27 protein-coding genes are annotated in these 26675 nt (G+C 63.8%); 18 read left to right on the forward strand and 9 right to left on the reverse strand.

Annotation, left to right across the window (positions count from 1 at the left end):
- Nucleotides 1-80: 80 nt before the first annotated feature.
- A complete protein-coding gene (locus V5B39_RS09305) occupies nt 81-1187 on the reverse strand; it encodes an EAL domain-containing protein (RefSeq protein ID WP_332342617.1) in 1107 nt (368 codons plus the stop codon).
- 293 nt (nt 1188-1480) lie between these two features.
- Nucleotides 1481-4216: a bifunctional [glutamate--ammonia ligase]-adenylyl-L-tyrosine phosphorylase/[glutamate--ammonia-ligase] adenylyltransferase gene (gene glnE / locus V5B39_RS09310; protein WP_332342641.1), complete on the reverse strand. Its 2736-nt coding sequence runs from the start codon at nt 4214-4216 to the stop codon at nt 1481-1483.
- Nucleotides 4217-4437: 221 nt separating this feature from the next.
- Here glnE and V5B39_RS09315 point away from each other — a divergent pair, with 221 nt between their 5' ends.
- From V5B39_RS09315 to V5B39_RS09355, 9 genes are all read left to right on the forward strand, one after another.
- Nucleotides 4438-4668 carry a type II toxin-antitoxin system Phd/YefM family antitoxin gene (locus tag V5B39_RS09315; RefSeq protein WP_138678907.1) on the forward strand — a complete coding sequence of 77 codons (231 nt, stop codon included), beginning with the start codon at nt 4438-4440 and terminating at the stop codon, nt 4666-4668.
- Nucleotides 4650-5066, forward strand: coding sequence for a type II toxin-antitoxin system VapC family toxin (locus V5B39_RS09320; RefSeq protein WP_332342618.1), 417 nt, complete (start codon nt 4650-4652; stop codon nt 5064-5066). Before V5B39_RS09315 ends, V5B39_RS09320 begins: the two co-directional genes overlap by 19 nt.
- 212 nt (nt 5067-5278) lie before the next feature.
- Complete coding sequence (locus V5B39_RS09325) at nt 5279-9226, forward strand: YhdP family protein (protein ID WP_332342619.1); 3948 nt, start codon at nt 5279-5281, stop codon at nt 9224-9226.
- Nucleotides 9223-10068 (forward strand): carbon-nitrogen hydrolase family protein, encoded by an 846-nt coding sequence (locus V5B39_RS09330; RefSeq protein ID WP_332342620.1) that lies wholly within the window; start codon nt 9223-9225, stop codon nt 10066-10068. The genes V5B39_RS09325 and V5B39_RS09330 overlap by 4 nt, the downstream gene beginning before the upstream one ends.
- A 109-nt stretch (nt 10069-10177) precedes the next feature.
- On the forward strand, nt 10178-11626 hold the full coding sequence (gene tldD, locus V5B39_RS09335) for a metalloprotease TldD (RefSeq protein WP_332342621.1): 1449 nt from the start codon (nt 10178-10180) through the stop codon (nt 11624-11626).
- Between the two features lie 2 nt (nt 11627-11628).
- Nucleotides 11629-13263, forward strand: a complete 1635-nt coding sequence (locus V5B39_RS09340) for a mechanosensitive ion channel family protein (protein WP_332342622.1) — start codon at nt 11629-11631, stop codon at nt 13261-13263.
- A gap of 28 nt (nt 13264-13291) precedes the next feature.
- A complete protein-coding gene (locus tag V5B39_RS09345) occupies nt 13292-15301 on the forward strand; it encodes a spermidine synthase (RefSeq protein ID WP_332342623.1) in 2010 nt (669 codons plus the stop codon).
- Nucleotides 15302-15345: 44 nt separating this feature from the next.
- Nucleotides 15346-15765: a response regulator gene (locus V5B39_RS09350; protein ID WP_332342624.1), complete on the forward strand. Its 420-nt coding sequence runs from the start codon at nt 15346-15348 to the stop codon at nt 15763-15765.
- Nucleotides 15766-15896: 131 nt separating this feature from the next.
- Nucleotides 15897-16052 carry a hypothetical protein gene (locus tag V5B39_RS09355; RefSeq protein ID WP_332342625.1) on the forward strand — a complete coding sequence of 52 codons (156 nt, stop codon included), beginning with the start codon at nt 15897-15899 and terminating at the stop codon, nt 16050-16052.
- 109 nt (nt 16053-16161) lie between these two features.
- Here V5B39_RS09355 and V5B39_RS09360 read toward each other — a convergent pair whose 3' ends face one another.
- The gene (locus V5B39_RS09360; protein WP_332342626.1) at nt 16162-16335 is read right to left on the reverse strand and encodes a hypothetical protein; all 174 of its coding nucleotides are present in this window, start codon (nt 16333-16335) and stop codon (nt 16162-16164) included.
- A 292-nt stretch (nt 16336-16627) separates the two neighbouring features.
- Here V5B39_RS09360 and V5B39_RS09365 point away from each other — a divergent pair, with 292 nt between their 5' ends.
- Both V5B39_RS09365 and V5B39_RS09370 read left to right on the forward strand, forming a co-directional pair.
- The gene (locus tag V5B39_RS09365) at nt 16628-16918 is read left to right on the forward strand and encodes a nucleotidyltransferase family protein (protein ID WP_332342627.1); all 291 of its coding nucleotides are present in this window, start codon (nt 16628-16630) and stop codon (nt 16916-16918) included.
- Nucleotides 16915-17304 carry a HepT-like ribonuclease domain-containing protein gene (locus V5B39_RS09370; RefSeq protein WP_332342628.1) on the forward strand — a complete coding sequence of 130 codons (390 nt, stop codon included), beginning with the start codon at nt 16915-16917 and terminating at the stop codon, nt 17302-17304. The genes V5B39_RS09365 and V5B39_RS09370 overlap by 4 nt, the downstream gene beginning before the upstream one ends.
- A 153-nt stretch (nt 17305-17457) precedes the next feature.
- Here V5B39_RS09370 and V5B39_RS22170 read toward each other — a convergent pair whose 3' ends face one another.
- The 5 genes from V5B39_RS22170 to rsmI all read right to left on the reverse strand — a co-directional run bounded on the left by V5B39_RS22170 (nt 17458) and on the right by rsmI (nt 21967).
- Entirely contained in the window at nt 17458-17736 is a 279-nt protein-coding gene (locus tag V5B39_RS22170) for a CHAT domain-containing protein (RefSeq protein WP_434735676.1), read from the reverse strand.
- Entirely contained in the window at nt 17622-18455 is an 834-nt protein-coding gene (locus tag V5B39_RS09375; RefSeq protein WP_332342629.1) for a CHAT domain-containing protein, read from the reverse strand. Before V5B39_RS09375 ends, V5B39_RS22170 begins: the two co-directional genes overlap by 115 nt.
- Nucleotides 18456-18974: 519 nt before the next feature.
- Complete coding sequence (locus tag V5B39_RS09380) at nt 18975-19931, reverse strand: D-2-hydroxyacid dehydrogenase (RefSeq protein WP_332342630.1); 957 nt, start codon at nt 19929-19931, stop codon at nt 18975-18977.
- Between the two features lie 202 nt (nt 19932-20133).
- Nucleotides 20134-20838 (reverse strand): aldehyde dehydrogenase family protein, encoded by a 705-nt coding sequence (locus V5B39_RS09385; RefSeq protein WP_332342631.1) that lies wholly within the window; start codon nt 20836-20838, stop codon nt 20134-20136.
- Nucleotides 20839-21088: 250 nt separating this feature from the next.
- A complete protein-coding gene (gene rsmI, locus V5B39_RS09390) occupies nt 21089-21967 on the reverse strand; it encodes a 16S rRNA (cytidine(1402)-2'-O)-methyltransferase (protein WP_332342632.1) in 879 nt (292 codons plus the stop codon).
- Between the two features lie 91 nt (nt 21968-22058).
- On the opposite strand from rsmI, the gene V5B39_RS09395 reads away from it, so the two are divergent.
- The 4 genes from V5B39_RS09395 to V5B39_RS09410 are packed head-to-tail and all read left to right on the forward strand — an operon-like array spanning nt 22059 to nt 24035.
- Entirely contained in the window at nt 22059-22391 is a 333-nt protein-coding gene (locus V5B39_RS09395) for a YraN family protein (protein WP_332342633.1), read from the forward strand.
- Entirely contained in the window at nt 22372-22746 is a 375-nt protein-coding gene (locus V5B39_RS09400; protein WP_332342634.1) for an HIRAN domain-containing protein, read from the forward strand. Before V5B39_RS09395 ends, V5B39_RS09400 begins: the two co-directional genes overlap by 20 nt.
- A gap of 45 nt (nt 22747-22791) precedes the next feature.
- A complete protein-coding gene (locus V5B39_RS09405; protein WP_287640150.1) occupies nt 22792-23385 on the forward strand; it encodes a phosphoheptose isomerase in 594 nt (197 codons plus the stop codon).
- Nucleotides 23382-24035 (forward strand): BON domain-containing protein, encoded by a 654-nt coding sequence (locus V5B39_RS09410; protein ID WP_332342635.1) that lies wholly within the window; start codon nt 23382-23384, stop codon nt 24033-24035. The genes V5B39_RS09405 and V5B39_RS09410 overlap by 4 nt, the downstream gene beginning before the upstream one ends.
- A 42-nt stretch (nt 24036-24077) precedes the next feature.
- On the opposite strand, the gene V5B39_RS09415 is transcribed toward V5B39_RS09410, so the two are convergent.
- Nucleotides 24078-24434, reverse strand: coding sequence for a dihydroneopterin aldolase (locus tag V5B39_RS09415; protein WP_332342636.1), 357 nt, complete (start codon nt 24432-24434; stop codon nt 24078-24080).
- A 110-nt stretch (nt 24435-24544) separates the two neighbouring features.
- Between V5B39_RS09415 and plsY the strand changes: the two genes are divergently transcribed.
- The 3 genes from plsY (at nt 24545) to V5B39_RS09430 (ending at nt 26349) form a co-directional block, all read left to right on the forward strand.
- Nucleotides 24545-25162: a glycerol-3-phosphate 1-O-acyltransferase PlsY gene (gene plsY, locus V5B39_RS09420; protein WP_332342637.1), complete on the forward strand. Its 618-nt coding sequence runs from the start codon at nt 24545-24547 to the stop codon at nt 25160-25162.
- A gap of 161 nt (nt 25163-25323) precedes the next feature.
- Nucleotides 25324-25869 carry a ubiquinol-cytochrome c reductase iron-sulfur subunit gene (gene petA / locus V5B39_RS09425; protein WP_332342638.1) on the forward strand — a complete coding sequence of 182 codons (546 nt, stop codon included), beginning with the start codon at nt 25324-25326 and terminating at the stop codon, nt 25867-25869.
- Nucleotides 25870-25956: 87 nt separating this feature from the next.
- The gene (locus V5B39_RS09430) at nt 25957-26349 is read left to right on the forward strand and encodes a bacteriohemerythrin (protein ID WP_332342639.1); all 393 of its coding nucleotides are present in this window, start codon (nt 25957-25959) and stop codon (nt 26347-26349) included.
- Nucleotides 26350-26675: the final 326 nt, after the last annotated feature.

Below are 26675 nucleotides of genomic sequence, written 5' to 3' on the forward strand. Positions count from 1 at the left end.
ATTCTTGATGGATTTAGCCAGCGAACTTGCCCCCGCAAGGAAGAGAGGAGCCTACCTCCCAACACTTTCGTTCACACCCGCTACAGTCGGTCGGCAGGAATCGGGCGGCCGGTGAGGTGGCCCTGGATCAGATGAAAACCCATGTCGCGGCAGATCTGCGCTTCCTCTTCCAGCTCGATGCCTTCGGCCAGCGGCACTGAACCCAGGTTCAATACCAGCTTGACCAGATCGCTGATCACCCGGCGTTTGCGTTCGCTGGCCAGATGGATGTCGTGCAGCAGGCCCATATCGAATTTCACGAAGTGCGCCGGCGCTTCGCCCAGTTCATTCAGGCGCGCCTGCCCTGCCCCGAAATCGTCGTAGGCAAAACGCACGCCGATGTCGCGCAGGAAAGCGCTTAATTCACGTAAGCGCAGCAGGTCGGTGACCGCAGATTCATGGATCTCGACGACCAGTTGTATTTCCGGTGTCTGCCGACGCAAGGCCGTCAGCGATTCGAAAAACGGCTTGCTAAAAGTTTCCTTGGGGTGCGTGTTGATAAACAGGGGAAATTTGCGCAAGCGGGGAGCCATCGAGGTGATCGCGAATTTCCGGAAAGCGACGCTGAGGTCGATTTCGCGGTTCAGCGCCGTCGCCATTCGGAACAGGTGGATCGGGCTGCCGGACAGTTGCGGATGATTCGCTCGCCCGAGCAACTCGTAGGCGAAGATACGGCCATTGTGCGCATCGACGATGGGCTGTGCAGCACCGGAAATCCCCTGCCCGTTGAGCAGGTCGAGAAACTCGCCCTCATTCGCAACGAAGAGTTCGGACAGGTTCGTGCCCATCGGCATCAGCATCGTTCGCGAGTCGTTCGAGGGCATGAAACGCGTCTGATCAGGATGGTGCCGGCGGAGGCGAAACTCCGCCGTAAAGAAATGGATGATGTCGTTTTCCTGCAGCAGGCAGGAGCCTTCGATCCGCTTGCGGTTCACGAAGGTACCGTTGGTACTGTTCAGATCGGTCAGGCGGAGTTGCGCGCTGATGTCATCGTAGAGCATGGCATGCTTCCGGCTGAGGCCGGGCGTCGCCAGAACCAGATTGTTTTCCTGACCACGACCGATCCGGAAAGGCAGGTCGTCGATGTCGTAGTTCAAATGAGAACCATCGGCAGCAATGGATTCCAGAAACCAATGACTACTCTCCACAGGACACTCCAGAGACGATCCGCTGACAGGCCACGGCCCCTCGCCATGGGATGGGGTCGGGACGCCGAACTTCACCCGCTCTGCCCCGACGGGTAGTGCGCAAGTCACGGTGCCTACCGCCGGTCGGCGTGACCCCTGCATGGCACGCGTAGGAGTATGCCCAGCCCGCTCGGCTGCTGTCAATCCTGTTGCATTCGAAATGGAAAGGCGCACCCGCGGCGCTGATCACAGCCGGGTGTTCCCTGGGCGACGGAAAAGCCGGACGTCTGCTGGCCGGCGACCCGACGCGCCGTTCACGGCGTGGCAAATACCCGCTCCCAGAGGGCGCGAACGGCTGTGATGTGGCGGCAGACCAAGCTGCGTTCGACGCGCGCCCGGCGCTTGGCATTGAGCCGCAGGATGTGCTGCAGGCGGCGAAACTCACGGTAGGCGCTCTGCACCGGTGCGGCGAGTTCGGCTGGAATCAGGCCGATTTCGACGGCAATCCCGAGCAGCGCGATGTTGCCAAGGTTGCCGCAAAGCCGGTAATGGCAATGCGCATGGCCGAGAACCAGATACTGAACGATGAATTCCACATCGATCAGGCCGCCACGATCGTGCTTGATGTCGAAGTCTTCTTCGCTGCGCGAAGCGTGCTGGTCGAACATGCGCTGACGCATGGCCAGGACTTCGGCACGCAGCCTGGCGAGATCGCGCGGCTGCCGAAGAATTTCGATCCGGATGGCCTCGAACTGCGCCCCGACGGCCGGGTCACCGGCGCAGAAGCGGGCACGCGTCAGCGCCTGGTGTTCCCAGGGCCAGGCGTGTTGCAACTGGTAGTCGCGAAAGGCGGCGATCGGACAGACGAGCATTCCCGAATCACCGTTGGGGCGCAGGCGCAGATCGACTTCGAAGAGCATGCCGGCCGGCGTCTGGGTCGACATCCAGGTACTCATGCGCTGCCCGAGACGTGCATAGAGTCCACCGATGTCGGGTTCGGGATCATCGTGCACGTAGACCAGGTCGAGATCCGAAGCGAAGCCGAGTTCCTTGCCGCCGAGCTTGCCATAGGCGATGACCGCGAAGCGCGGCGGCCGCTCGGGATGCGGATGCCGCTGCCGCAGCTTGTGCCAGCAGAGATCCAGCGTCGTCTGCACCATGATGTCGGCAAGCTCGCTGAGCCGGTCGGCGAGGTGTTCGACACTGTGCAGGCCGACGAGATCCTGCGCCAGAAAGTGGAAGACCTGTGCGTGGTGGGTTTCGCGCAGGATGTCCATTTCGCGCTCGACATCGCCGACATGCTGCGCCAGGCGCATCTGCAGCTCCTGCTGGAAGTGCTGCCAGTCGGTGCGAACGTCGAAGATGCGCGAATCGAGCAGTTCGTCGAGCAGGATCGGATGACGGTTCAGGTAGTCGGCGGCCCACGCCGAACTGCCGATCAGCTCGCAGAGTTTCATCAAGGCCTGTGGATACTGCTGCAGAAGGGCCAGATAGGCGCCGCGACGGCTGATCGTCTCGAGAAAATCGAGACCACGCTGCCAGGTGGCGTCGGGCGTTGCCGTCGCCGCCGCAGCATCGATCAGGCGCGGGCCCAGCGCGTCGAGGCGCTCGCGATTGCTCGCCGGCAGTTGCAGGTAGCGACCGCTCTGACGAAAGCCCTGCAGACGCTGCAGCAGCGCCTGTGGCGCACGGAAACCCAGACTGGCCAGTCGATCGAGCGAATCGTCCGCCGCCGCTTCCTCCCAGATTCCGGCCAGCGGGTGCCGGCCTTCCTCTGGTTCTGAAAAAACCTGCTCGAAATGCCGGCCAACGGTCGCGCGGTGTGCGTCGAGAACCGCCAGAAAGGCAGGCCAGTCGGCAAACCCCATCGACCCGGCGATCTGCTGTCGATCGGCGTCGCCACTCGGCAGTTTGTGCGTCTGGGCGTCGCGCACATACTGCAGACGGTGTTCGAGACGGCGCAGAAACACGTAGGCGGCCGCCAGCTCACGCTCGCTCTCGGCCGGCAACCACTGACGCTCGGCGAGCTGCGCCAGAACCTGCAGGGTCGGCCGGATCTGCAGAGCCGGCTCGCGGCCGCCGCGGATCAACTGGAAGACCTGCGCCATGAATTCGATCTCGCGGATGCCGCCAGGTCCCAGTTTGATGTGCTCGGCCATGTCCTTCCTGGCCACTTCGCGACGAATCTGGGCATGCAGATCGCGCATCGCGTTGATGGCGCCAAAGTCGAGGTACTTGCGGAAAACGAAGGGGCGTACGCTGTCGTGCAGTGCCTGACACCATTCCGGCTGCAGATTCACTCCTTCATTCATGACCCTGGCCTTGATCCAGGCGTAACGTTCCCATTCGCGGCCTTGCGAGATGAAATAGTTTTCGAGCGAGCCGAGCGAACCGACCAATGGCCCGGAATCGCCGTTGGGGCGCAGGCGCATGTCAACGCGAAAGACCTGTCCGTCTGCGGTGCAGTCGCCGAGCGCAGCGATCAGGCGCTTGCCAAGGCGCAAGAAGAAATCGTAGTTGTCGATGCGTCGGCGACCGCCTGCCGTCTGTCCTTCCTCGGGATAGACGAAGATGTAATCGACGTCGGACGAGACATTCAGCTCGCGTCCACCCAGCTTGCCCATGCCGATGATCAGCAGCCGCTGGGCCTGACCACGGCTGTCGAGCGGTTCGCCGAACTGCTCGCACAGTTGCCGGTGCAGGAAGTCGAGCGCGAAGTTGGTGGTGACATCGGCGAGCTGGGTCATGCATTCGACGACTTCGCTCAACGGCGCCGCGTCACCGAGGTCGCGAACGATCAGGGTGGCCATCACGCGCTGGCGCAACTGGCGCAGGACGCGCTGCAGGCCCTCCTCGTTGCTCGGCGCGGCGGTGGCAAGAAAATCGCTCATCTGTCGGGCGGTGAGCGGCAAGGCGGCGTGTTCGTTGAGCCAGGCGGCGATCTCCGGGCGGACGGCGAGCAGATCGCGCAGATAGCGGCTGTGCCTCTGAGCGACCGGCCAGAGGGGTGCCGCTGCGCTGGCGCAGAGGGGATTGCGGGTGGTGTCCAATTCGTCTCTCACAGAAGGGTTTGCCGGTACTGATCAGGGGCCGGCAAAGCCGTTACCATCAGGGGTTGTCTGACCAGATACCCCGACATTCTAGTGACGCCTGCCGACTGTTGGCAAAAGTCTCCCGGCGCTGGCCACTTCTGAAAAAGCCGTGCCTCCCCTTGACGGTGACTACTTTGAAGACTATGGTCAGCAATGTGGTTAATCGATTGGAGTGTGCCATGCCGACCATTCAAGCTTCCGAATTCAAAGCCAAGTGCCTTGCCTTGATGGACGAGGTCGCCAGCAAGGGCGAAATCTGGGTCGTGACCAAGAACGGCCGCCCGATCGCCGAGTTGCATCCCTACCGCGGTGGACGTTCCACGTCACCCTTCGGCTTGCACCCCAAACTCGAAATATCCGGCGACATTGTCGAACCGCTCGATGAGGTCGAGTGGAAGGCGCTGGCGTGATCGTTCTCGACACCCATACCCTGCTCTGGATGGATCGCGATGACCCGGCTCTCGGGCCGATCGCGCGGGGCCTGATCGAAGAGGTCTGGCGCGCCGGCCAGGTCGCCGTGAGCGCCATCAGCTTTTGGGAGGCGGCGATGCTCGCGCAGCGCGGGCGTATCGTGTTGCCCCTTCCGGCGACAGAATGGCGCTCCGAGCTGCTCCAGGCTGGCCTTCGGGAAATTGCGCTGGATGGCCGCATCGGCATCCTTGCCACCCAACTGGAAAACATGCACCGTGACCCCGCCGACCGTTTCATCGTGGCCACTTCGTTGCAACACCAGGCAACGCTGATCACAGCCGACGTGAGCGTGCTGGCGTGGGCATCGCAGTTGCTGCGACAGGATGCGCGCTTGTGATGACCACCAGAGCACATCCGTCGCACGAGCATCGGGCGCTGTGCGGTCGCTGAAGCGAATCATGTATCCCCCTGCCCTCACAGAAGGGTTTGCCGGTACTGATCAGGGGCCGGCAAAGCCGTTACAATCATGGGTTGTCTGACCAGATATCCCGAAATTCTAGTGACGCCTACCGACTGTTGGCAAAAGTCTCCCTGCGCCGGCCACCTCTGATGCGGCAGGATGAGCTGCGCCCGGCGGTCTACCATCGCCTGCATCATCTGCTGCCCGCGATTTCGCAGCCGGCAGCGCGGTGGCTCGGGCGTACCGTGGTGCGAGCCTTCTGGCTGCTCTATTTTGCTTTCGTGCTGCTGGTGCTGGCGCTGCGCTATCTGATCCTGCCGAACATCGAGAGTTATCGGCCGGAAATCGAACGCCAGGTCAGCCAGATGCTTGGCCTGTCGGTCGGCATCGGACGCATTGAAGCCCGCTGGCAGGGGATCAACCCCGACCTGATCCTCTCCGATGTGCGCATTGCCGATGCGCAGGGACAGCCGGCACTGACCTTTACGCGCGTCGAAAGCATCCTCTCGTGGTCGTCACTGCCGCGTTGGCAGTTGCGGCTGCGCCTGTTGCGGATCACCGAACCGACGCTGCATCTGCGGCGCGACCGCGACGGGAATTTGTTTGTTGCCGGCATCGCCGTCGGCAAACCGGACAACGACAATAGTCTCGCAGACTGGGTACTGGTCCAGAAGCGCATTCGCATCAACGGCGCAACGGTGGTCTGGGAGGACGCGCAGCGCAATGCGCCGCCGCTGATTCTCGAAGACGTGAACCTGGCACTCGACAACGACGGACGGCAGCACCGCTTTGGACTGACCGCCCTGCCAATGGTGGAACTGGCGTCAAGGATCGATCTGCGAGGGGATTTTCACGGTCGGGACAGTACGCGCATGGCCTCCTGGAAGGGTCAGCTTTTTGCCCAGATCGACTATACCGATCTGGCGGTCTGGCGCACCTGGATCGATTATCCGCTGGCCTTGCCTTATGGTCGTGGCGCCGTGCGCGCCTGGGCCGGCTTTGCCGACGGGAGTCTGCAGGAACTGACGGCGGACTTTTCGCTCAACGAGGTCAATCTGCGCCTGGCCAGAAATCTGCCGGCGCTCGAACTCGAACACATGTCCGGTCGCCTCGGCGCGCGCTTTGCAGCAACCGGAGCAAGTGTTGATGGGCGTCGCATCGAACTGGTGACGCGCGCTGTCGAAGGCGATTCCCCGGTGCCCGCCATTCATATCGAGCCGACCGATTTTCACGTCGAGTGGCAGCGTCCAGCCACCGCCGGCGGCATGCTGCGGGGTCTCGCTACGGCCGGCACCCTGGAACTCGGCGCGCTCGCAGCCCTGGCGGCCTATCTGCCGCTCGACACCCGGTCACGGCAGTTGCTGAACGACTTCGCCCCGCGCGGCCGCATCAGCGAGCTGCGAGCCGGTTGGCAAGGCGATGCCGAAAACCTGCAGGCTTATTCGCTGAAAAGCCGTTTTGACAACCTGGCACTCAAGCCTGCCGGTCGTTTCCCCGGCGTCACGGGCTTGTCCGGATCGCTCGATGCCAGTGAGCAGGGAGGAAGCGTGCAGTTGCGTTCGCAGCAGGTCAACATCGCCCTGCCCGACCTATTTCCCGAATCATCGATCGCGCTCGACACCCTGAATGCACAAGCCCGATGGAAAATCAGCGAGGGTCAGTTCGACGTCGAGTTGGCGCGCGCCGAGTTTGCCGGACCCGACGCGGCCGGTATGGCGCAGGGCAGCTACCACCACCACGGCGAAGGACCCGGCAGCATCGACCTGACCGCGACACTCAGCCGCGCCGACGCGCGCGCCGTCTGGCGCTACCTGCCGGCGGCGATCAATGTCGACGCGCGTCACTGGCTGCGTGACGCTCTCAAGGCTGGGGCGGCGAGCGAGGCCAAGCTCATCCTGAAAGGCGATCTGGCGAAGTTCCCGTTTCTCGATCGTAAACAAGGACAGTTTCTGGTCACCGTCAAGGCGCAGGGAGTGACCCTGGATTACGGCACCGGCTGGCCGTCGATCAGCGGCATCGATGCCGATCTTCGCTTCGCAGGGACCGGCATGGTGGTGATGGCGCGGCGAGGCACGATTCTTGGCGCCCGATTGACCGAGACGCTCGCCGAGATTCCCGACTTCGATGCGCCAGTGTCGACCCTCAAGGTGAAGGGGCGCGCCGACGGAGAGACCTCGGAATTTCTGAAATTCATCAAGCTCAGCCCGGTCGCGGGCCAGATCGACCACTTCACCGACCAGATGAGCGCCAGCGGCAAGGGTCATCTGGAAATTGCGCTGGAGATTCCCCTGGCCGAGGCACGACTCGGCGAATCGAGGATTGCAGGCACCTACACCCTGCTGGCCAACGAAGTGAACGTCGACCCCGCGCTGCCCCCCCTGCGACAGGTCAAGGGCAGTCTGCAGTTCTCCGAAACCAGCCTGCGCGTACCGGAGATCAACGCCCAACTGTTCGGTGGCCAGGTCAGGATCAGCGGTGGGTCACAGGACGGCAAGGTACTGGTGATTGCCGAGGGCACGCTGGCCGTGGACGACTTGCGGCGGCGTGCGGAATGGCCACTGCTCGACAAGCTTTCCGGAAACACCGCTTACCGTGCCGAGTTACGGGTCCGCAAGCGCGATGTCGAGCTGCTGCTGGACTCGAATCTGGTCGGCGTCGCTTCGACGCTGCCGGCCCCCCTCGGCAAGAGCGCTGGCGACGCGCTGGCCCTGCATTTCGAAATGGCGCCGCAACCGACGACCAGCGCGCGTGCCGCAGAACCGATTCGCCGCGAGCAGTTGCGCGCCACCATCGGCAATGTATTCGGCATGCAGTTGATCCGCCGCAAGCAAGGCGACGAGACCTTTCCGGAACGGGCAGCGATCATGGTTGGGCGGCCATTGGCTGCGTTGCCGGAACGGGGCTTCAACGTCGGGATCAGCGTCCCGTCACTCGATGTCGGCTACTGGCAAGCGCTGCTGCAGGACAGCGGCCATGAAGAGGGTTCCGGTTCGGGCCTCCCGGTCTCGGTCGATCTCAAGGCGGACGAAGTCGTCCTGCTCGGCGCCTCCTACACCCGGGTCAGCATGGGGGTGTCGGGGGCGACTTCACAATGGCGGGGGTCGGTGCAATCGGATCAGGCGGTGGGCAACTTTGTCTGGGACGGATCGGGCAGCGGCAAGCTGAAGGCACAGTTCAAGAAATGGCGCCGCCCCGAGAAGGTGAGCAAGAACGCCGAATCCGGCGAGGCGCTCAAGAAGCTGCCGGCCCTCGACATCGTGGTCGATGACTTCACGGTCGGCAAGCATCGCTTTGGGCGCCTCGATGTGCAGGCGCACAACGATGGCGGGATCTGGCGGATCGACAAGATCGAATTGCTCAACCCTCATGCCAGGCTGTCCGGCAGCGGGCAGTGGCAGATCAGCGCGGCCAACCGCACGCAACTCGATTTCACGCTGGAGAGCAGCGATGTCGGCAAATTGCTCGACCGGCTGGGCTACGCCGGTGCGGTGCGTGCCGGCAGTGCGACGATGAAGGGGAAAATCGGCTGGAACGGCGAACCGGATCGACTCGACTACGCGACGCTGAGTGGCGACATGCAACTCGATGCCAGCAAGGGACAGTTTCTGAAGCTCGACCCCGGTGCCGGCAAGCTACTCGGCCTGATCAGCCTGCAGGGCCTGCCGCGTCGGCTGAGCCTTGATTTCGGTGATGTCTTCAGCGAAGGTTTCGCTTTCGACAGCATTCACGGCAAAATGACGGTCAGCAGCGGGCTGATGCACACCCAGCGCCTGCAAATCGATGGCCCGGCGGCGCACGTGGTGATGCGTGGCGACGCTGACCTGAAAAATGAAACACAGCATCTCAGGGTGACCGTACAGCCCGAACTCGGCAGCAGTGCCGCCCTGGGGGTCGCAGTGATCAATCCGCTGGCCGGCATTGCCACGCTGCTGGCGGATAAAATCCTGCAGGGCCCGCTCAACAAGGTCTTTGCTTTCGAGTATCTGGTCACTGGCCCATGGGACGACCCCAAAGTGGAGAGAATTTCCCGCTCGGAGAACCCGGCGCCGACCGCTGACTTGCCCATCCCCGCCAACCCCGACCGGAGTCCGCAATGAACCTACGCATCCGTGATCTGCCAGGCGACCGACCCGCTGTCCCGACCCTGCGGGTCGCTGCGCTGCAGATGGTGTCGACACCGCGCGTCGAAGAGAACCTGCGCACCGCTGCCCGCCTGATCGACGAAGCGGTCCTGCAAGGCGCCGAACTGCTCGCGCTGCCCGAGTACTTCGCGATCATGGGAATGCGTGACGACGACAAGGTCAAGCTGCGGGAAGTCGATGGGCATGGGCCCATCCAGGATTTCCTCGCAGCGAGTGCCCGCGCACACGGCATCTGGTTGATCGGCGGCTCGCTGCCGCTGTGCAGCGAGCATCCGGACAAGGTCCTCAATTCGAGTCTGGTTTACAATCCAGAGGGGCAGCGAGCCGCGCGTTACGACAAGATCCACCTGTTCGGCTTCCGGCAGGCGACCGAGTGCTACGACGAGCGGGCAACGATCGAAGCGGGTCGTCAGCCGGTTGCCTTCGACACGCCTTTTGGCCGGGTTGGCCTGTCGATCTGTTACGACCTCAGATTTCCGGAGCTTTATCGTGCGCTGGGGATCACCGAATTGCTGGTCATTCCCGCAGCCTTCACCGAAACCACCGGGCGAGCACACTGGGAGATTCTGTTGCGGGCGCGGGCCATCGAGAATCAGTGCTATGTGCTGGCCGTGGCACAGGGCGGCCGCCACGAAAACGGGCGCGAGACGCACGGCAACAGCATGCTCGTCGATCCCTGGGGAAATATCCTCGATCGCAAGCTCAAGGGACCAGGAATCGTCGTCGCCGACCTTGAACGGGCGCGCCTCGACGAAGTCCGCGCCAGCCTGCCGGCGCTCGGGCACCGCGTCATGTAAGCGACGGTGCGATCCCTCACCCCCGGCCCCCCTCCCGCATGCCGACGCGAGGAGATTCGCGAGTCACCGACGCGACTTGCCCGGCAACGGCAGCAACCATGGAAATCCAATGACCACAAACGCTCAAACCCTGCTCGCACAGGCCAAAAAAACCCTGCTCACGCCCTACGGCCTGGATGTCGCAGACCTGACACGGGTCTTCGGCAAGATCATGGCGCACCAGGTCGATTATGCCGACCTCTATTTCCAGTACAGCCGTTCCGAGGCCTGGAGCCTCGAGGAGGGTATCGTCAAGGCCGGCAGTTTCGGCATCGACGAGGGGGTCGGCGTACGCGCCCTGTCGGGTGAGAAAACGGCTTTTGCCTACTCCGACGACATCAGTGTCCAGGCCCTCGGCGATGCTGCCGCGGCGGTGCGGGCGATTGCCGCGGCCGGACAGGAGCGGCGCGTACCGGCGCTGAAAAGACGCAGCGGGCATCGCCTGTATGTGCCGCAGGACCCGCTCGCTTCGCTCGACGCAGCCAGCAAGGTCAGGCTGCTCGAACGTCTGGAGGCGCTGGCACGCGCCGAGGATCCGCGGGTGACGCAGGTGATGGCGCATCTCGCCGGCGAATACGAGGTGATCCTGGTGGCCGGCAGCGACGGCCGGCTGGCGGCCGACATTCGGCCGCTGGTACGGGTCTCGCTGACAGTCATCGTCGAAGCAGCCGGCCAGCGCGAACAGGGTTCGGCGGGCGGTGGTGGCCGGACCGATTACGACTGTTTCAGTGATGCCGTGCTGCAGGGCTACGCGCGCGAAGCCGTGCATCAGGCGCTGACCAACCTCGTCGCGCGTCCGGCACCGGCGGGTACGATGACGGTTGTCCTGGGCTCCGGCTGGCCGGGCATCCTTCTGCACGAGGCCGTGGGACATGGACTGGAAGGCGATTTCAACCGCAAGGGCAGTTCAACCTTTGCCGGCCGCATCGGCAGCCGCGTCGCCTCTCCGGGAGTCACCATCATCGACGACGGCACGATGGCCGAACGGCGTGGTTCGCTGAACATCGACGACGAAGGCCATCCGACGCAGCGTACGGTCCTGATCGAAGACGGCATCCTCAAGGGCTACATGCAGGACAGTCTCAACGCCAGGCTGATGGGGGTTTCCCCGACCGGCAATGGTCGCCGCGAGTCGTTTGCGCACCTGCCGCTGCCCCGCATGACCAACACCACGATGTCGAATGGCGACCAGAGCGTCGAAGAGATCATCAAATCGGTCAGGAAGGGCATCTATGCGGTCAATTTCGGCGGCGGGCAGGTAGACATCACCAACGGCAAGTTTGTCTTCTCGATGTCCGAGGCGTACCTGATCGAAGACGGCAAGGTGGGCGCACCGGTCAAGGGAGCGACCCTGATCGGCAGCGGCCCGGAGGCCATGCAACAGGTGTCGATGATCGGCAACGACATGCGTCTCGACCCCGGCGTCGGGACCTGCGGCAAGGATGGCCAGAGCGTGCCGGTGGGCGTTGGCCAGCCGACCCTGCGCATCGACGGCCTGACGGTCGGCGGGACGGCCTAGTCATGTGCGCAAGCCCGTTCCTGTCGAAGCTGTCCGCGGCGCTGTCATGGCTGCTGTGCTGTGCTTTCCTGGTCAGTCTGGGTGCGCCGGTGATCGCCGCCGAATCGGCCCGTCTGCAGGAAGCGACCCTCCATTATCATTTCCGGCCGATCGTCACCTTCCGAACGACCGTGGTGGGAATAACGCCCGAGACGCGCGTCCGCAGGGCGCTGGCCCGCCTCGATACCCTGGCGGCGAACCAGATGGAGCAGCCGGTCGAAGTGACGCCATTCACGGTTGACGGCAAGCGTGGCATCAGTGTGCGGATGGGGCAATTGCTCCTCTTCAACGTCCTGGAAGGGGATCTGGACCCCGAAGAGAAGCTCTCGCTCGAAGAAGCGGGGCGGCGTGCGGCCAGTGAGATGCAAGCCGCACTGCAGGCGGCAAGCGAACAACACCGTCCGATGGTGCTGCTCAAGGGGGCCGGACTATCGCTACTGGCCACCGCCATCGCACTGTTTCTGCTGTGGCTGATTCGTCGCGCGACGGCGCTGATGGTGCGCCATTTGCAGGCAGTCATCGAGGCCGAGAATGCCTCCAGCCGGCTGCGCTGGGCACGTCACGGCTGGTTGCTGGTGCAGCGGCTCGCACAATTGCTGTTGGGCTTCCTGTGGCTGAGTGTCGCCTATCTCTGGCTGACCTACGTACTGGCACGCTTTCCGCTCACCGAGCCGCTTGGCGAACGCCTGAGCGACTTCCTGTTCGGGCTGCTCGACACCCTCGGTGTCGGTCTGCTCGGCGCCATGCCGGCACTGACCACGGCACTGATCATCCTGTTCCTGACCAAGGCCTTCAACGATGCGCTCGGCAACTTCTTCAAGGCCGCCAGGGAAGGCCGCGTGCAGGTACCCGGCCTGCACCCGGAAACGGTCACCGCCACCCACCGGATCGTCAGCATCCTCGTCTGGGGCCTGGGAATCGCCATCGCCTACCCGTTCATTCCGATGTCCGACAGCGACGCCTTCAAGGGCTTGTCGGTGATGTTCGGCTTCATGCTGACACTCGGCTCGGCCGGGATCGTCAACCAGTTGATGAGTGGTCTGGTGCTGGTCTATTCGCGCGCACTGTCGGTCGGGGATTTCGTCGACATCGGCGACAATGTCGGTGTGGTCAGCGAGGTCGGTGCGCTGTCGACCAAGATCATCAACATGCGCAACGAGGAAGTGACGATCCCTAACGCGGTTCTCGTCGGCAATCCGATCCGGAACTACTCGCGGCTGGCCGGCGCGCGTGGCACGCTGGTGTCGACCCAGGTGACCATCGGCTACGATACGCCGTGGCGACAGGTGCATGCGATGCTGATCGCCGCCGCCGAGCAGACGCCGGGCTTGCGAGCGGTCCCCAAGCCCTTCGTCTATCAGCGTGGGCTCGCCGACTGGTATGTCGAATACGAACTGTTCGCGCACATGGACAAGCCGCTCGAGCGGGTACCGGTATTGTCGGCGCTGCATGCCAACATCCAGGATCAGTTCAACACCTACGGAGTGCAGATCATGTCGCCGCACTTCGTCAGCCAGCCCCGTAATACTGTCGTCGTGCCTCCCGAGGGGTGGCACACGCCGCCGGCAGCGCCGGACACCCCGCCACCGCAACCCTGACCGCCGTGCACCAGCCTGGACAGTCTCGATGATCAGCTTCGCCACCACCGTTTTCCTCTCGGCTTTCCTGCTTTTTCAGATTCAGCCGATCATCGCCAAGATGATCCTGCCGTGGTTCGGCGGTTCGTCGTCGGTGTGGAGTACCTGCCTGGTCTTCTTCCAGGCCGAACTGCTGCTCGGCTACCTGTACGTTCACCTCCTGCACGAGTGGCTTTCCCCCCGCCGCCAGAATGTCGTGCATGCGGTCCTGCTGCTCCTGAGTCTGGCGACCCTGCCGGTGATTGCCGACCCGACCTGGAAGGAAGCGGCGTTTGCCCATCCGACCTGGAACGTGCTCGTCGTTCTGGCTTCGGCGGTCGGCATGCCCTACCTGCTGCTGTCGACCACCGGGCCGCTGATGCAGGCCTGGTATGCACGATCATTCACCAGCCTGATGCCCTACCGGCTATACGCGCTCTCGAATCTGGCATCGATGCTCGCCCTGCTGAGCTATCCGGTACTCGTTGAACCGTACTTCCCGGTTTTCGAACAGGCCTGGGCCTGGTCGGCGGCATACGTCCTCTTCGTCCTGGCGTGTCTGGGCAGCGCCTGGCAGTCGTGGAAAGGGGTAGCCAGCGAAATCGAACGGCCCCACACCGAGGCAGCGCAGCGCCCGGCATGGCACGAGTGTCTGTTATGGGTCGGCCTGGCGATGACCGCCTCGATCCTGCTGCTGGCGATGACCCGTCATCTGACGCAGGACGTCGCGCCGGTCCCCTTCCTGTGGGTCTTGCCGCTGAGCCTCTACCTCCTGAGTTTCATCCTCTGCTTCGATGCCCCACGGTATTACTACCGACCGGGATTCCTCGTGGCGCTGCCGATCGCCTTGCTGGCCCTCGACCGGGTTCTCGACGGCAGCAGCCTGCCGGTACCGATGCTCATTGCGGTGATGTCGCTGTCCCTGTTCGTCTTCTGCATGGTCTGTCACGGCGAGCTGGTCAGGCGCCGGCCAGCGGTTCGCCACCTGACCCTGTTCTACCTGATGCTCTCGATTGGCGGTGCGCTCGGCGGGAGCTTTGTCGGCCTGCTGGCGCCGGCCGTGTTCGAGGCCTACTTCGAACTGCCGATCGGCCTGTTCCTCTGCGCTCTGCTGGTGGTCATCGTTCTCTGGCGCGATCTCAAACCGGCGTGGCGCTGGCTGCTGGTGGTCGTGCTGCTTGCCTACGGCTACCGTCTGGCCGGGATCTCGGTCGACTACGTCGAAGACTACCGACATGTGCTGCGCAACTTCTACGGCCAGTTGCGTGTGCTCGACAGGAACGACGAAGTGCTGGGGCTGAAGCGTACGATGTTGCACGGGGAGATTTACCACGGCGAACAGTTCATCTCCCCTGCCTACAGCCGGCGACCCACGGCCTACTATTGCGAAAAATCGGGGATTGGCCAGGCGCTGCTCGGCCTCACCATGGACCAGCCACGGAAGATCGGGGTGCTGGGTTTAGGCGCCGGAACCCTCGCCAGTTACGGCCGGGCGGGTGACGAAATGCGCCTGTACGAAATCAACGAACAGGTACTCGACCTGGCCCGCAGAGACTTCAGCTACCTTGCGGCTAGCACAGCAGAGATCGTTCCGGTGCTCGGCGATGGTCGCCTGATGCTCGAACGCGAAGCGGTCCAGCACTTCGACCTGCTGGCGATCGATGCTTTCTCCGGCGACTCGATCCCGACGCATCTGTTGACCATCGAAGCCATGCAGACCTATCTGCGCCACCTCAAGAACGAGGGTGTGCTGGCCATGCATATCACCAACCGCTATCTCGACCTGCGACCGGTCGTCGCTGCGGCCGCCCAACAGCTCGGCATGCACGCCCTGATCGTCGAACTCGACGCGGATGCGGACGATGCCTTCTGCCGCGACTCGGTCTGGGTGATGATTGCCCGACCCGAAGCGGCAGCGAGCCTGCTGGAAAAGATCAAGGGGGCCGTACCGCTTGCGCCGCGACCGGGCTTCGCGGTGTGGACCGATGGTTTTTCCAACTTGCTGAAAATTCTGAAATGAGTGCCGGGTACTGAGCCGTGGCGTCGTGAATTGGGAGAAGGCACATGGACGGGCAAGGTCTCTCTGCCGGAGCGAAACTGACACCAGTCACGGTGCTGGTGGTCGACGACCACCCGGCCCTGCGTGCCGGCCTGCGCAGCCTGATCGATTCCGATCCTGCCCTGCGTGTGCTGGCGGAAGTGGAGAGCGGCGAGGCGGCCTACGCCGCTTACCGCAAGCACCTTCCGGACACCGTGGTCATGGACCTCAGCATGGAAGGCTTCGGCGGCATCGAAGCCATCCGACGGATTCGCAGTTTTGATCCCGAAGCCGCCGTCCTGGTCTATAGCGTGCACGATTCGCAGGCGGTGGCTCTGGCCGTGCAGAAAGAACTGGAGAGTCGAAGCGAGAACGGTGACCGTTTGGTCGCCGAGTCGCTGGAAGTCGAATTGAATCAGGCACTGCGGGCCCAGGCCGCCGCCTAGGAACACTACGACAAACAACGCCAGAGCGAGGCCGCGCTCAACGACCAGCAGCGCGCGAACATCCTGGCGCTGACCCGAGACTTCCCGCGTTTGTGGAATGATCCTCACACCCCTGACCGGGAATGGCCCGGTTGCTGATCGCGGATGTCACCTTGCTCAAAGAAGCCGAGATCAGGACGCAAGTACGCTTTAGCGGTAGCGCGACGCACACGCTGCACCTGCCGCTTCCCAAGTCGGCCTGGCTGCTGCGCCAGACCCCCGCCAGCGTGGTCGCCGAGATTGACTGACTCCTCGAAGAGCACACCGACGGTGAAGTAGCGGACCTGCTCAACAACCAAGGTCTGATTTCGGACGAAGGCCAACCCTTCGATTGCCTGATAATTCGTCAGATCCGAATCACCTATCCCCTACCGAGTCGCTACGATCGTCTGTTGCCACAGCGATCAGAGACTTCATGCCGGCGGCTTCACACCGCTGGATATTCTTCTCGCTCTTCTCGCTCTCGTCGTACTCGGCTTTCTCTTGCGGATAGCGCTCCTCAGCCCGGGCAGCCATCTTCGTCTTGGCCACGACCATCGCCGCCAGCCGATTGCCGGTTGCGCCCCCGGCCCTCGCCAGAATTGGCCCGCCGTTGCGCCAAGGCTGACACCTCGACCGCCCGGAGCCAGGTCCGATGATCGATCTGGGTGACTGGACGCCCCCGCTTCGGGCATGCACGGCGAACTGGTACGCTGGTACGATACGCATCAGCAGCGCGGCACTCATGACTCTGCCATTTTCTCCCGGGATCCATTTTGAGCGATGCGTTCTGACCAGTTCGACTCGAAGCCAAGCCGTTCCCCGTCAACCCACCGGTGCCACCATGAAACCTTCCCTGGCTCTCGCCTCCCACCGTGAGGCCATACGCCGCGTCGTTGCATCCCACCGCGCCTGCAATGCCCGGGTTTTTGGCTCGGTCGTCCATGGCAACGATACCGAGGCTAGCGACCTGGACATCCTGGTTGATCCGACGCCGGAAACCACGCTGTTCGACATTGGCGCGATCCGCCATGAACTGCTGCAACTGCTCGGCGTTCCGGTCGACGTGCTGACGCCGAAAGCGTTGCCCGAGAAGCTGAGGGCAAGCGTTCTGGCTGAGGCCTTGCCCGTATGAACGACGCCCAACGACGGCTGGCGGACTACCTCGGACACATCCTGCAGGCCATCGAGCGTATCGGCCGCTATACCGGGGACATCGGAGAAGCGGCGTTCCTGGAAAACCAGATGGCCCAGGACGCTGTGCTCCGCAACCTGGAGATCATCGGCGAGGCCAGCCACAAGATCGAGGTCCACTGTCGCGAGTTCGCGGCAGCTCACCCCGAACTGCCGCTGGCCTTCGCCTACCAGATGCGAAACGCCGTGGCGCACGGCTACTTCAAGGTGGATCTGGAAATCGTCTGGAGGACGATCCACACGGACCTTCCGGGCCTATACCAGCAGGTGCGGGCGCTGGCGCAGGATTTGCCGCGTGATGGGCGCGACGCTGGTCTCGATCCGTGAATGACCGGGAAACCGCTTGAGCGTGTGGGTCTCCCGATCGATCCGGACGAGAAACCCGAGTGACCGGGCGGGTGCCATCGCCAGCGGCCGGACCGCGTGGGCTGACACAGCGGCCGCCGGCCCGCTGCGTCTCTCGTTCTGGCTGCGCGGTGCTCACAGCCAGTTGCCCATCAGTACGAACGGTGCCCAGTAGTAGGGGTGGGCGTACGGCCGGGCGGGGTCTACCGGAGCCTTCTGCTGGTCTGCGGCGGCACTCAGGCGGATCGCCTGGCGCTCGGTCTCCCCGCCAACCGTTCCGCCACCGCTCTGGCCCTCGATCAGCGCGCGCTGCGCCTGCTGCAGGGCGGCGGCCTTGGTCGTCCCGGGCTGGCCTGCCGGCTGCGGTAGAACTGCTGCATGAACTGCGCGGTGCTGGCGTCGGCGACCGGCCAGAGCGTCGCGAGGACGGCGCCGGCGCCGCGTTTCTGGGCCAGCGCGCCGAAGCCCTCGATCTCGCGGCCGTTCTCGTTCTGGCCGCCGCCCATCGCCGTCTCGCAGGCGGAGAGGGCGAGCAGGTCGAGCTGGCGGAAGCGGTAGGCCTTGAGGTCGGCGAGCGAGAGCCGCTTGCCGTCACCGAGCAGCAGGAAGCTGTCGACCTCGGTGCCGGGGCGGAAGACGAAGTGGCTGGCGACGTGCAGGACCGGCGGGCGGCCGTCCACCGCTCCCTGGAAGGCAGCAGCGGTGAACTCTCCGTCGAGCTGGATGCGGCCCGGCAGGCCGGACGGACCGACGATGGCGGCGAGTTCGGCGCCGACGCCCGGCAGCGCCGGGAAGCCTTCGACCTGGCGGGTGAGCCCGAAGGCCTGCAACTGCCACTGGGCGATCGGCGCCTTGCCGATGTTCTGGCGGGCGGCTTCGGTATAGAGCGCCAGCGCGTAGCGCTCGGCGAGCCAGGACTGTCCGTCGTGCAGGGCGGCGAAGGGGAGGTAGCGCAGGGCGTCGGTCAGGGCGACCATCAGCGTCCTCGCGCCGCTGGCCTGCAGGTCGGCGGCGAGCGGGGCGATCAGCCAGTCGTACAGTTGCCGGGCGGGCTGGGCGACGTCGCGGCGGCCTTCGATGCCCTTGCGCAGTTGCTCGATCGCCTGGTTGAGTGGCTTTCGTCCGACTTTCACCGTGTAGCCGCGCTGCAGCCGGGGGGGTGGTGAGGATGATCTTCAGCGCGTCGTCGAGGACGACGTAGTGCACCAGGACGGCGCCGTGGCCGAGTTCGTCGAGCGAGCCCTGGAGGGCTTCGGTCTCGGCGACGTTGAGCCGTTCGATGTCCTTGCGCCGCTCGCTGTCGAGCCTGGCGAAGGCGGCTTCGAGTTCGCTGAGGTAGCGTTCGAAGGCCTTCCGGCCGGCGGCCAACTGCGTTTCGTACTCGCTCCTGCGCGTCTGCTCGGCAGCGGTCAGCGGTTCGTGGCGGGCCTTGCGCGAGTAGCAAATAGGACGAGGGCTCATGAGGCAAGCATGCGATCTCGGAACCAGTCCGCACCAGTCACCCATCAGGATCAAGGCTTGTGGCCCAGAGCTTGCCTCCGGGTTACGCCCCTGGCCGCCATGGCGGCCCCAGAAAACCGTCGGTGCCCTACACGTGTCCATGTCCTGCGGCGCGAACGCCGATGAGTCCCCGGCCAAACGGCTGCTCTGAATCAGACGACCTGGTTTTGCGGTTCTCCGCGGTTGAAGGCTTCGAGATTGGCCGTCAATTGGTCGGCAAGCGCCTGCATCGCTGGCCGACTGGCCCAGGCCACATGCGGGGTCAGCAGGAAATTCGGTAGCGCGAGCAGTTGCGGTGCCAGCAGGACGTTGCCGGTGGTCGGCGGCTCGACGCTCAGGACATCGAAACCGGCACCGGCGATCCAGCCCTGCTGCAGCGCCTGGGCCAGCGCGGCTTCATCGACCAGGCCGCCGCGCGCCGTATTGATCAGCAAGGCCGAAGGCCGCATCGCCCGTAATTCGGGTTCACCCAGCAGGTTCTTCGTCTCGGGGGTCAGCGGGCAATGCAGCGAGACCACGTCGGCGTCGCGCAAGGCCTGGTCGAAAGCAGTATAGCCGGGGCGCACGCCTGGCGCGCCCTTGCGCTCGCAGCGCAGCACGCGCATGCCGAAAGCCTCGGCAAGCCGGATGACGCCGCCGCCGAGGTTGCCGCTGCCGATCACCGCCAGTTTGGCACCGTGCAGGTCACGGATCGGATAATCGATACAACAGAACTGTCTGGAACGTTGCCAGTTGCCGGCAGCCACCGCCTGCCGATAAGCAACGACATGGCGCGACAACGCCAGCAACAGCGCGAAGACATGCTCGGGTACGGTATGCACGGCATAGCCGCGGATGTTCGAAACGACGATGCCGCGAGCGCGGCAAGCATCGAGGTCGACGTTGTTGGTGCCGGTCGCCGCGACCGCGACCATCTGCAATGCCGGCAGTACGGCCATCAGTTCGGCGCCGATCGACAGCTTGTTGACGATTGCAATCGTCGCCCCGGCGAGCCGCTCCGCGACCTGCGGCTGCAGCGTTGTCGCATGTTCGACCCAGTGATGGGGAAAATCCGGCCGGCGCAGGTCGGCGATGATCGACTCGCCTTCGAGATGGACAATTCGGTGCATGGCTGAAGGTCAAAGTCGCGTCAGCGGCCGACGAATCTCCCCTCCCCTTCGCGGCTGAGGGGTCGGGGGGTGAGAGGGGGAATTCGCGGAGCCTGCTCCGCGCCCATCGAACGATTCCGGCGTGCCAGCCGGAATGCGCCCTGCAAGGGAGGGGAACGGTCATGACTTTGATGATCGGGGGTGCCTGGAAAAGTCATGACTGTTAGTCCACAAAAGGCTTGCCGTGGCGGCTGGCGATGGCCGCCACCTTGCTGCCCAGAGCAGGATCACCGGCAAACAGCAGCAGACCTACCGCGGAGGCGGTACACAGGCCCTCGACCGCCGCCAGATCACCGTGCAGGATGTTCACCACACCGCCAGGAAAACCGTTGCGCGCCGTCAGTTCGGCCAGCGCAAACGCCGCCGACGGGGCCTTCGGACTGGGCTTGACGACCACCGTCGCCCCCGCCAGCAGCGCTGGAACGGCGAGCTGCAGGGGCCCGAGCAGGGGCGCCTGGTCATCGCAGACCACCGCCACGACGCCGCTGCCGCCAGTCGCCGTGCAGCCGGCAGCGGCCGCCTGCAGCACGCTTAGCGCCTGTTCGACCTCGGCTGACGCCGCCGCGGCGTCCTTGCCGGTTTCCTCTGCGATCAAGCCGGCAAAGTGTTCTGCGTATGCCGCCAGTGCCGCAGCCAGCGGCACCAGCAGCGTGGCCCTTGCCGCGACCGTCAGCGCTGCCCAGGCGGGCAATGCGGCCTGGGCCGAGGCAACGGCGGTCAGTGCCTGATCCGTGCCGCACAGTGGCGTTCGGCGTCTGATCTGGCCAGTACGCCGATCACGGACATCGAAAAAAGCCGGCGCCATCGTCAGATAGGCGTGGCCGTTGATCCACAGCGGTATGGCCAGAATGTCGTCATTTTCGGTCATGGAGTGCCTTGGCATTACAGGGAGAGAAAGAAAACGGTCAGAAGTGACCTGACAGGGGTCATCATAACTGGTTGCGAGCGATGGCGCGTCAAATGCGCATCAAGTGCAGTCGCCCGGTTTCTGTTCTTCTCCAGATGGCGCAGGCGTATCGCGTAGGGTGGAGCGTTCCGCTGAGGCTCCACCCCACGACCACGACACTGAAATGACCCCTCGCACCACCTGTCCTGGCCAATGATGGCAGTGCGTTCATTCAGCTTGAACTGCGGTCATCCGTTCTCTCCCAGCCGCCCGATCCCTGCAAGTCCAGTGCCCGCTGATACAGGGCATTCTTTCCGACCCCGGTAATCGCGTGCGCCAATCGGCTGGCCTGGCGGATCGACAGGCCATCGTCGAGCAGCAATTGCAACACGCGTTCGCCCTCGGTGTTTTCCTCAACCGGTGCTGCGCCGGAAACGAGCAGCACGAACTCGCCACGCTGGCGATTGGCATCGGCCAGCAGCCAGGCCTGCGCTTCACCGAGTGTGCAGCAATGAATGCTTTCGAACAGCTTCGTCAGTTCCCGCGCCAGGACCAGCGTACGTTCCGGTCCAAAGGCCACGCACAGGGCAGCAACGGCTTCGAGAATGCGGTGCGGTGCCTCGTAAAAAAGCAGCGTATAGGGCAGAGGCGCCAGTTCCCGCAAGACCGCTGCGCGCTGCCCGGCCTTGTTCGGCAGAAAACCATAAAAGAGAAAATGGACTTCGTCGAGCCCCGCCGCAGACAGCGCGACCACCGCCGCACAGGCACCAGGCAGCGGAATGATGCGATAGCCGGCGGCACGCACCTTCGCCACCAGCCGGGCACCCGGATCCGATACTGCCGGTGTGCCGGCGTCCACGACCATTGCGACCGACTCACCGGCGGCCAGGCGCGCGATCACCTGTTGCGCAGCGCCCTCTTCGTTATGCCGGTGCGCCGCCAGCAGGCGCGCATTGCTGCCGTAGTGGCGCAGCAGTGGCGCACTGTGACGCGTATCCTCGGCGGCAACCCAGGGTACCTGCTGCAGGACCTCGATCGCGCGCTGTGTGATATCGCCAAGGTGGCCGAGCGGCGTCGGAACGACATATAATGCGGGGGATTCTTCTGTCATGGAGATCAGCTTACCGGTGAGCCTTAAAGATAACACGCGCAGGCCAGCAGGATACCCCGCTCGTTTAGCCAGTCCAGCCGCTTCAGGGGCCATGGCCGAGGAACTCGCCGCGCGCTTCCTCGAAAGGCACGGTTTGAACGTCCTGCTGCGCAATTATCGCTGTCGGGGAGGCGAGGTGGACCTGATTTGTCGGGACCGGCGAGTACTCGTCTTCGTTGAAGTGCGCCTGCGCCGCAACGCCAGCTTCGGCGGCGCGGCCGCCAGTATCGACCTGGCCAAGCAGCGGCGTATCGTTCTCGCCGCGGAGCATTACCTGAGTACCCATTTTGGTCGGGAACCCGACTGCCGCTTCGACTGCATCCTGCTCGACGAACTGTCCGAGGCCGCCATCGAATGGATTCGCGATGCGTTTCAGGCCACTTAGTCCCCTCCTCGGGCTGGTCCTCTGCGGATATGCCGGTGCCGCCGAGACGATCAGGGTGCTTGTGCAAAGTTCGCCGCTGGCCGGCAGCCAGTATTACGCAGTCGCCGAGCTGTGGTCGCAGATCAAACCCGGCGACCGCCTGACCCTGATCCGCGAACCCGATAACCGCCATGACCGCAAAGCCATCCGTGTCGAATGGAACGGGCGCATCCTCGGTTACGTCCCGCGTGCCGAGAACCGTGCCGTGGCGCAGGCAATCGACGCCGGCGAAAAAATCGAGGCACACGTTTCCCGACTGCGCGACGACCCAAACCCCTGGCGCCGCGTCGAGTTCGAGGTGTTCCTGGTACTCTGATGTTAGAATGGCCCTCTTTCTCGTCCCGGAACATCGTCACCGCCCATGGATTTGATCAGCCGTATCAGCGGGCACTTCACAGAGAGCGCACAAACCAAGCTCGACGCGATCGAATTTCTGGCAGCGCCCATTGCCGAGGCAATCGAAGCGATGGTCGGCGGTCTCCTGAACAACGGCAAGATCCTCGCCTGCGGCAATGGCGGCTCGGCGGCTGATGCCCAGCACCTGGCGGCCGAACTGGTCGGCCGCTTTGAGCTGGAGCGCCACGAACTGGCGGCCATTGCACTGACCACCGATACCTCGGTGATCTCGGCAATCGCCAACGACTACGGCTACAAACTCGTCTTCGCCAAGCAGGTCCGCGCCCTCGGGCAACCCGGAGACATTCTCGTGGCCATCTCTACTTCGGGCGATTCGCCAAACGTCATCGAGGCGATCAATGCCGCGCACGAGAATGACCTGCGCGTTGTGGCCCTGACCGGCAAGGGCGGTGGCACGATCGGAGAAATCCTGCGCGAGGGCGACATCCACGTCTGCGTACCCGCGGAGCGCACGGCGCGCATCCAGGAAACACATCTCTTGATCATCCATTGCCTTTGCGATGGGATGGATTGTCTGCTCATGGGAGTCGAAGAATGAAAAAAAGTCTCGTCACCAGCCTGCTGCTCGGCGCGCTGCTGCTACCGATGCTGCAGGGTTGCCTGGCGATGCTCGCCGCCGGAGCGGGTGGTGGCGCCCTGGCAGCCCTCGATCGGCGGTCGCTGGGAACGCAAACCGACGATGAAAGCATCGAATGGAAAGCCAGCGCACGCGTCAGCGAAAAGATCGGTGACCAGGCGCACACCAGCTTCACCAGCTATAACCGCAAGGTGCTGATTTCCGGAGAAGTACCCTCTGAGCAGATGAAGGCAGAAATCGAGCAGATCGTTGCCGGGGTGCCACAGGTCCAGGGGGTTTACAATGAACTCGCGCTTGGCCCGATCAGCTCCTTCTCGGCGCGCAGCAATGATTCATATGTGACGACGCAGGTCAAGAGTCGCTTTATCGACGCCGGCACTCTCAACGCCATCCATGTCAAGGTCGTGACCGAAGCCGGGGTCGTCTATCTCCTGGGTCTGGTCAGCCAGCGCGAAGCCGACACAGCGATCCAGGTGGCGCGAACCACCCGCGGCGTCAAGAAGGTCGTGACGCTGATGGAGATCCTCCCCGACGCCAAAGTCAAGGAACTGGACCTCAGCATGCCGGCCGCTGCCAAACCACCGGCCAGCCCTCCGGCAGCTGGCGGATAGCAGAGCAATCCGGGGGTCCTGCCGGGCGGGCAACGTTCACGTTCAGGCCGCGGCCCCTCGCTCGATGACCACGCCGACGCGCTGTACACCTTGCATCATGCCGAGCTTGGCAATCGAGACGCGCACCCAGGTGGCGCCGAAGTCCTCCAGCAGCAGGGTGGCCACATACTCGGCAAGCCTTTCGAGAAGGTTGAAATGGCGCGCGCCGAGTTCGGCGCGCAGACGCTCGACCACCAACGCGTAATCGATGGTATCGCCAATGTCGTCGCTGGCGCCCGCAGAGGCGGTCGAGGTGCCAATCTGCAAGGAGATTTCCACCATCTGCGGCATGACCCTTTCACGCGGGTAGATGCCGATCAGCGTCGAGGCGCGCAGGTCGTCGATGAAGATGATGTCCATGTGGTGAGACGTGAGGTCGGTGTAGAATTACCCGTCGGGCGTGCAGTCCGCAGCGCGATTGAAGTGCGCGCATTCTAACCCAGAGCACTACTGACTACCCAAGCCCCTCGATGCCGCCGCCCCTGACCTCTCTTCTTGCGGTCCTTGCCGCTTATTTGCTTGGCTCCGTGTCCTTCGCACTGGTCGCAAGCCGACTCTTCGGCCTGGCCGACCCGCGTAGCTATGGTTCGAAAAACCCGGGGGCCACCAATGTGCTGCGCAGCGGCCACAAGGGCGCCGCACTGTTCACCCTGTTTGGCGACACCGCCAAAGGCTGGCTGGCAGTCTTTCTGGCCAGTCGCCATGCCGCCGAGTATGGTCTGGGCAGCCATACCGTCGGGCTCGTTGCCCTGGCCGTCTTTGCCGGCCATCTCTACCCGGTTTTCCTGAGATTCCGGGGCGGCAAAGGCGTGGCAACGGCCGCCGGCGTGCTCTTCGCCATCGACCTCTGGCTGGGGCTGGCAACGCTCGGCACCTGGTTGCTCGTCGCCTTCACACTGCGCTATTCGTCACTGGCCGCATTGCTGGCGGCAACGGCAGCGCCCATTTATGGCTTTCTCCTGTGGGGGCGCGATTCCATGCTGCTGGTGGTCGGCATCATCGCGATGGCGCTGATCGGTAAACACTGGCAGAATCTGCAGCGCCTGATGGCTGGCAGCGAGCCGAAGATCGGAGGCAGGAAGCCATGACAGGAGACCCCACTGGTGCTCGAAGCTTCCCGAAAGCCTGCCCGATCCCACGGCTTCGACCGCTCGATTTCATCCACCAGTCCTCGGAGCGTGCGGGGATCGGAGCACGGCCCATCCATCACGCCTGACACACGCCCCCGAGTCGCCTGTCCAACACGGCCATGAATGACGATCCGGTTTACCATCCGCAACGTCGTCGCCTGCAGGTACTGGCGGGGATCTGCGCCATCGGAACGGGCATCGGAGCCGCCAGGTACCTGACTGGACATGCCCGGCCGCCGACCGGCAACCCGGTCGCTGCCGACTTCGCGGATCTGCCGCCAGGAAGGCTGCGCGTGCTCGACTGGCAGGGTCGCACGCTATGGATTCTGCGCCGAACGGCTGAGGAAGTCAGCGCGCTGGCCGATCACGAAAGTGAACTCATCGACCCACACGGCCAGCATTCGCTGCAACCCGCAAACTGCCGCAATCGCCATCGTTCGCTGCACCCCAATGTCTTCGTCGCCATCGGGCAATGCACCCATCAGGGCTGTACGCCACAGTTGCGCAACGGACCCGGTGTCCGCAGCGAGTTTCTGTGCCCCTGCCATACCTCGAAATTTGACCTGGCCGGGCGAGTCTTCCGTAATGGACCGGCGCCGGCCAACCTGGTGATTCCAGTGTATCGGCTCGACGGCGACAACCGCGTCGTGGTCGGCGAGGCATAAGCAGCCCGACTCCTGGAACAGCGTGCTATGCTACCGCTCGACATTTCAGAAGAGCCTTTCTTGACGAAATTGTTGAAGGAATAGCGCATGCCACAGGTCGATGACGAACACTGCCCGGGATTGAACCCGACCATGGACGGCGAGCACCGCGTCCAGCTTGGCCTGATCAAGGCCTTGTGTGATGCCGTCGAGGCGCACGCCGACAACGGGGAAATCGGTCACATCCTGGAAACCCTGGTGGAGTACAGCAAGGCGCATTTCCTGTCGGAAGAGTTACTGATGCGACTCGACAGTTACGATGGCTTCGACGAGCATGTCGAAGACCACGCCGAAATACTGGACACTCTCACCGCGATCGCCGACACCTATCAGGTCGACCAGACCGAACTGATACCGCAGCAGGCGCGCAAGCTGTTGGCTCTCCTGATCCGCCACATCGAAACGCGCGATGCGCACTATGCGAACGCGCCTCGCCTCTGACGAGGATCATCGCAGGCGCCTCCACACCCGTGTAGCGCCGTTGCCCAAGGGGCGCAAGCGGGTAATGGCGGCGGATAGGCGCGCCGATGATTGACCGCCATCGGTCGAAGTGGCAGCGTGCACCGAAACGATCCGGACCACGGGATTGATTTTGGGACTCATCACCTGCACGGATATGCTCACCGTGGTGCGGTTCGATTGTAAGCGTGCAGCCGATCCACCTGTAAAACCGCCGAGAGGTGGAGCAACCTCCAGGTTTTCGACAGGAGGACGAGATGGACAAGGCAGGAGAACTGGAAGCGCACTGGCGAGGGCATGTTGACGCC

This window comes from Accumulibacter sp. (genome assembly GCF_036625275.1).
In the GTDB taxonomy this organism is placed as follows: Bacteria; Pseudomonadota; Gammaproteobacteria; order Burkholderiales; family Rhodocyclaceae; genus Accumulibacter.

Coding starts and splice junctions, on each gene's coding strand:
- V5B39_RS09385 (WP_332342631.1), bottom strand. CDS start 20,838: ATGACCGAAAATGACGACATTCTGGCCATACCGCTGTGGATCAACGGC.
- V5B39_RS09365 (WP_332342627.1), top strand. CDS start 16,628: ATGAAACCTTCCCTGGCTCTCGCCTCCCACCGTGAGGCCATACGCCGC.
- V5B39_RS09315 (WP_138678907.1), top strand. CDS start 4,438: ATGCCGACCATTCAAGCTTCCGAATTCAAAGCCAAGTGCCTTGCCTTG.
- V5B39_RS09340 (WP_332342622.1), top strand. CDS start 11,629: ATGTGCGCAAGCCCGTTCCTGTCGAAGCTGTCCGCGGCGCTGTCATGG.
- V5B39_RS09430 (WP_332342639.1), top strand. CDS start 25,957: ATGCCACAGGTCGATGACGAACACTGCCCGGGATTGAACCCGACCATG.
- V5B39_RS09350 (WP_332342624.1), top strand. CDS start 15,346: ATGGACGGGCAAGGTCTCTCTGCCGGAGCGAAACTGACACCAGTCACG.
- V5B39_RS09325 (WP_332342619.1), top strand. CDS start 5,279: ATGCGGCAGGATGAGCTGCGCCCGGCGGTCTACCATCGCCTGCATCAT.
- V5B39_RS09405 (WP_287640150.1), top strand. CDS start 22,792: ATGGATTTGATCAGCCGTATCAGCGGGCACTTCACAGAGAGCGCACAA.
- rsmI (WP_332342632.1), bottom strand. CDS start 21,967: ATGACAGAAGAATCCCCCGCATTATATGTCGTTCCGACGCCGCTCGGC.
- V5B39_RS09410 (WP_332342635.1), top strand. CDS start 23,382: ATGAAAAAAAGTCTCGTCACCAGCCTGCTGCTCGGCGCGCTGCTGCTA.
- plsY (WP_332342637.1), top strand. CDS start 24,545: ATGCCGCCGCCCCTGACCTCTCTTCTTGCGGTCCTTGCCGCTTATTTG.
- V5B39_RS09330 (WP_332342620.1), top strand. CDS start 9,223: ATGAACCTACGCATCCGTGATCTGCCAGGCGACCGACCCGCTGTCCCG.
- V5B39_RS09380 (WP_332342630.1), bottom strand. CDS start 19,931: ATGCACCGAATTGTCCATCTCGAAGGCGAGTCGATCATCGCCGACCTG.
- V5B39_RS09370 (WP_332342628.1), top strand. CDS start 16,915: ATGAACGACGCCCAACGACGGCTGGCGGACTACCTCGGACACATCCTG.
- V5B39_RS09395 (WP_332342633.1), top strand. CDS start 22,059: ATGGCCGAGGAACTCGCCGCGCGCTTCCTCGAAAGGCACGGTTTGAAC.
- V5B39_RS09415 (WP_332342636.1), bottom strand. CDS start 24,434: ATGGACATCATCTTCATCGACGACCTGCGCGCCTCGACGCTGATCGGC.
- petA (WP_332342638.1), top strand. CDS start 25,324: ATGAATGACGATCCGGTTTACCATCCGCAACGTCGTCGCCTGCAGGTA.
- V5B39_RS09400 (WP_332342634.1), top strand. CDS start 22,372: ATGCGTTTCAGGCCACTTAGTCCCCTCCTCGGGCTGGTCCTCTGCGGA.
- V5B39_RS09345 (WP_332342623.1), top strand. CDS start 13,292: ATGATCAGCTTCGCCACCACCGTTTTCCTCTCGGCTTTCCTGCTTTTT.
- tldD (WP_332342621.1), top strand. CDS start 10,178: ATGACCACAAACGCTCAAACCCTGCTCGCACAGGCCAAAAAAACCCTG.